Source organism: Candidatus Angelobacter sp. (genome assembly GCA_035607015.1).
Classification (GTDB): domain Bacteria; phylum Verrucomicrobiota; class Verrucomicrobiia; order Limisphaerales; family AV2; genus AV2.
In genome coordinates this window covers 1-3,559 of record DATNDF010000455.1, presented here as the reverse complement: position 1 = coordinate 3,559, position 3,559 = coordinate 1, and the positions used below count along the sequence as shown (strand labels likewise).

The following is a 3,559-nucleotide window of genomic DNA, read 5'->3' as shown; positions in this document are numbered from 1 at the left end:
GAAACACCTTCAGTGGATATCAGGCCCTTCATCGCCCCCCCAACCCGCAGTCTCTTCGTCAGGGCTCGCGTATCAACGCCCTGTATGCCCGGAATGCCGTGCTTTTCAAGGTACTCCGCCAGAGAAAAATCCGCCCGCCAGTTGCTGACCACGGGCGAAAGTTCGCGAATCACAAATCCTGCCACATGCGGCCTCCAGGACTCCACATCCTGCTGGTTGACTCCGTAATTGCCAATCAGGGGATACGTCATCGCAACGATCTGTCCTTTGTACGACGGGTCCGTCAGGATTTCCTGATACCCTGTCATGGAAGTGTTGAAGCAAACCTCGCCGCACGCGGTCGCGCGCGCGCCAAAGCTGTCTCCGTGAAAAACCGTGCCGTCTTCGAGGGCCAGAATCGCTTTCATCAATGCTCGCGCATATCGCCGCGAGATGCTAGACGCGTTCGTCGGACGGTCAAGCCTTTATGGCGAAATGGCCGCGCGAGACCGTTGTTGCCGACTTTTCACACCAAACCACCCGCCCCCCCACAATCGTGGTGACCGCCTTTCCTTTCAGCCGCCAGCCGTAAAACGGACTGTTGAATGATTTGCTTGCGGTTTGATCTTTACCGAAAATCCATTCGCGCTCGGGATCGAAGACGGTCACGTCCGCGTCACTGCCTGTGGCCAGCGTGCCCTTGGCAAGGCGCAACAGGCGTGCGGGAGACACTGTGAATTTCCCGATGAGGTCGGAAAGGCCGAGGCGCTTTGTGTGATACAATTGCATGAGCGACAACGACAGTTCCGTTTCAAGCCCTGTGATTCCAAACGGCGCGTAGTCGAATTCGACCTCCTTTTCGTAGTCACAATGTGGCGCGTGATCACTACTGAGAACCTCCAGCGTCCCGTCGGCGATGCCTTCGATGATCGAGTCGCGATCCTGTGCCGAGCGAAGGGGGGGATTCATTTTAAAATTGGTGTCGTACGCCGGCCAATCCGGCCCGGCCGTGTCACTCTTGTCGTACCCAAAAACACTCCTGCCATCGTCATTCCAAAACTTCTCACTGCCGGCGACTGCGGCGTCGGTAAGCACGAAATGATGGGGGCACGCTTCAGCGGAAACCCGCACCCCGCGCCTTTTGGCCTCCCGGATCAATCGCACACTCCCGCTTGCGCTTAAATGCTGGCAGTGCACGTGAGCACCGGTCAATTCTGCGAGCTGGATGTTTCTCGCCACGATCATTTCCTCTCCGGTTGCCGGCCAGCCACGCAAACCGAGCGTCGTGCTCCAGTAGCCCTCGTTTACGACTCCGTCACTGACGAGCGAATAATCCTGGCAGTGATCCATCACCGGCAAATCGAACATCAGCGCGTACTCAAGGGCGCGCCGCATCAGTTCGTTATTCTGCACACAATGGCCATCATCGGTAATCGCCACAACGCCGGCCCGTTTGAGCGAGCCGATGGGCGCCAGTTCCTCTCCCATGATACCTTTCGTGATCGCCCCGGTGATGAAAACGTTCACTACGCCGTTGCGATCCGCGCGTTCCCGGATCAAGGCCACCGTCCCGGCGTTATCAATCGCCGGCGATGTGTTGGGCATGCAAACGATCGAAGTAAATCCGCCTCGAGCCGCCGCTGCCGTTCCGGTGGCAATGTTTTCTTTGGCAGTTTGACCGGGCTCCCGCAAATGAACATGCAGATCGATCAAACCCGGACATACAATCTTTCCGCTCACGTCCAGTCGTTCACAGTCAGCGGATGCCTGAGCCCCGGCTTCCGGGCCAATGGTGGCAATCCGCCCCTCGTTAATGAACAAATCTGCGATTGCGTCGAAACGGGCGGCAGGGTCGATCACACGACCCCCGGTCAGGAGCAGCGAACTCATGTGTGCCCAAGAATACACGGACACAGATTGACAACGCAAGTGCCGCCGTTATGATGCCGCGCGCGTTGCGGGTGTAGCTCAATGGTAGAGTTCCAGCCTTCCAAGCTGGCCATGCGGGTTCGATTCCCGTCGCCCGCTCCAATTCTCCGCCGCCGTCCCATTTCCTCACGTGGCTTGGACTGCGATCTTCTCGGCGGAAGCGCCCGTAAATCAAATCCGGCTTTCCAACTCCTTGATAAAAAAAAGCGGCCTGCTCGAGGCCGCTTCCACTGTCGCACGCGCGTTTATGAAAATCTACCGGGCGCAAAGGACGGCATTGCCCATCGCTTCCGACGCGTGGCTATCCGGCGCGATGCGACGTCCACCACCTTCGAACTCGGGCAGTGGCCTTGCCGCCGCTGCGCATAGGCCGAGGCAAAATACAAACGATAGCGTGATCCAAATCCCACCTATTACCAGCAGCGTCGTTGTCATGTTTACTTGGGGAGCATTGGACGTGCCTGCGAGTATTTGCGGGTTTTAATAATGAATGCGGACGCTCTCATCCGCTCAACGGGCGGGTCTGTGTCCTATATTTTTACGCCGGCGCCTCAAGACTGGGCGCAGTCAAACTTTGACGCGTTCAACGGACCTCCTTTTGACGTGGAAACGCCGGGTTGACCTCCCGAGTGTCAGCTCTTTACGTCTTAACCATTCTTATTTTTAATAGCGTACATGACCCCGCATGGATTGTGCTTTGAGCGCCCTTATGTTCGCGGGACGGATAGGCGAAAAAGTCGTGATGTCAGACCATCCAGTGCTGGCGGTCGATGGCGGGCAGATTCTTTTCGCGTTTGACACCGTGGACGACGCCACGGGCTTCCTGTTGAAGGAGGGAAGCGATACCACAAGTATCTTCCGTCACAACGGAAGGGACTGGGACAAACTTCAGGTTCCCTGTGCCGGTCACTGAGTAACGTCGCACCGCGCTCGCCCCCCGTCGGACCAGACGTCCCTTCAAAACTGCATCGCTGCTCCGTTCGTTCGCCACTTGTCCTCGGTCGCCCACAGGTCTATCGGGATGAACGATTTTCCAAACTTGAGGAACCGGACGCTGCCATCTGCGAACGCATAGTCCGACCCGCCGCCGCGCGAGTTCTTCGATGCCGTTGAATGACGGCTCTGTTCCACTTCGGTAACGTCGTTGCCGATCCCCTCCAGAAAGTCCATGTAGAAATGCCCGTGTTGAGTCGGGTCGCTTGGAGTTGGAGGCTCGCCATGTTTTTCTCCGAATACGATCGTTTCACTGGGTTCCTTGATCCCGGATTCAATCATTCCTTTGTCAACCGGAGCCGGCGGAACAAAGGACGCGCCCATGCTTGCCTCGAAATAGTCGTTCCAACCGTTTATGATATAGCTTCGATTTGTAGAATCGAAAGGAAAGTTGATCGGATCGGTTCCGCTGGAAACCGGATTGGGCACATCGCTCGGGCACTTCAGGATGCGATAGTCCTTGTAGCCATCCCGCAACTGGCTTGGCCAGCGACCCCTGCTTTCCCGCGACGGGTAATTCCCGTTGTTCTCGTCCACGTACATCACCGTCGCCAGGCTGAGCTGCCGCAAATTGTTGACACACGCGATGCGCTTTCCGGCTTCCTTCGCGCGGGCCAGCGCGGGCAGGAGCATCCCCGCCAGAATCGCAATGATGGCA

4 protein-coding genes and 1 tRNA gene are annotated in these 3,559 nt (G+C 57.3%); 2 read left to right on the top strand and 3 right to left on the bottom strand.

Annotation, left to right across the window (positions count from 1 at the left end; translation table 11 throughout):
• Window positions 1-407: carbamoyl-phosphate synthase domain-containing protein (locus VN887_18325; GenBank protein HXT41971.1), on the bottom strand; the 407-nt coding region annotated here is incomplete at its 3' end.
• Window positions 408-456: 49 nt separating this feature from the next.
• Window positions 457-1,869 (bottom strand): dihydroorotase, encoded by a 1,413-nt coding sequence (locus VN887_18320; protein HXT41970.1) that lies wholly within the window; start codon window positions 1,867-1,869, stop codon window positions 457-459.
• 67 nt (window positions 1,870-1,936) lie between these two features.
• Here VN887_18320 and VN887_18315 point away from each other — a divergent pair.
• Together VN887_18315 and VN887_18310 are read left to right on the top strand one after the other, a co-directional pair.
• Window positions 1,937-2,010, top strand: a tRNA-Gly gene (locus VN887_18315).
• Between the two features lie 640 nt (window positions 2,011-2,650).
• Window positions 2,651-2,821 carry a hypothetical protein gene (locus tag VN887_18310; protein ID HXT41969.1) on the top strand — a complete coding sequence of 57 codons (171 nt, stop codon included), beginning with the start codon at window positions 2,651-2,653 and terminating at the stop codon, window positions 2,819-2,821.
• Window positions 2,822-2,865: 44 nt separating this feature from the next.
• Here the strand turns inward: VN887_18310 and VN887_18305 are convergent.
• Window positions 2,866-3,559: prepilin-type cleavage/methylation domain-containing protein (locus VN887_18305; protein HXT41968.1), on the bottom strand; the 694-nt coding region annotated here is incomplete at its 5' end.

Bases quoted from the DNA above. Each gene is read 5' to 3' on its own strand.
- VN887_18320 (HXT41970.1), bottom strand. From the start codon at position 1,869: ATGAGTTCGCTGCTCCTGACCGGGGGTCGTGTGATCGACCCTGCCGCC.
- VN887_18310 (HXT41969.1), top strand. From the start codon at position 2,651: ATGTCAGACCATCCAGTGCTGGCGGTCGATGGCGGGCAGATTCTTTTC.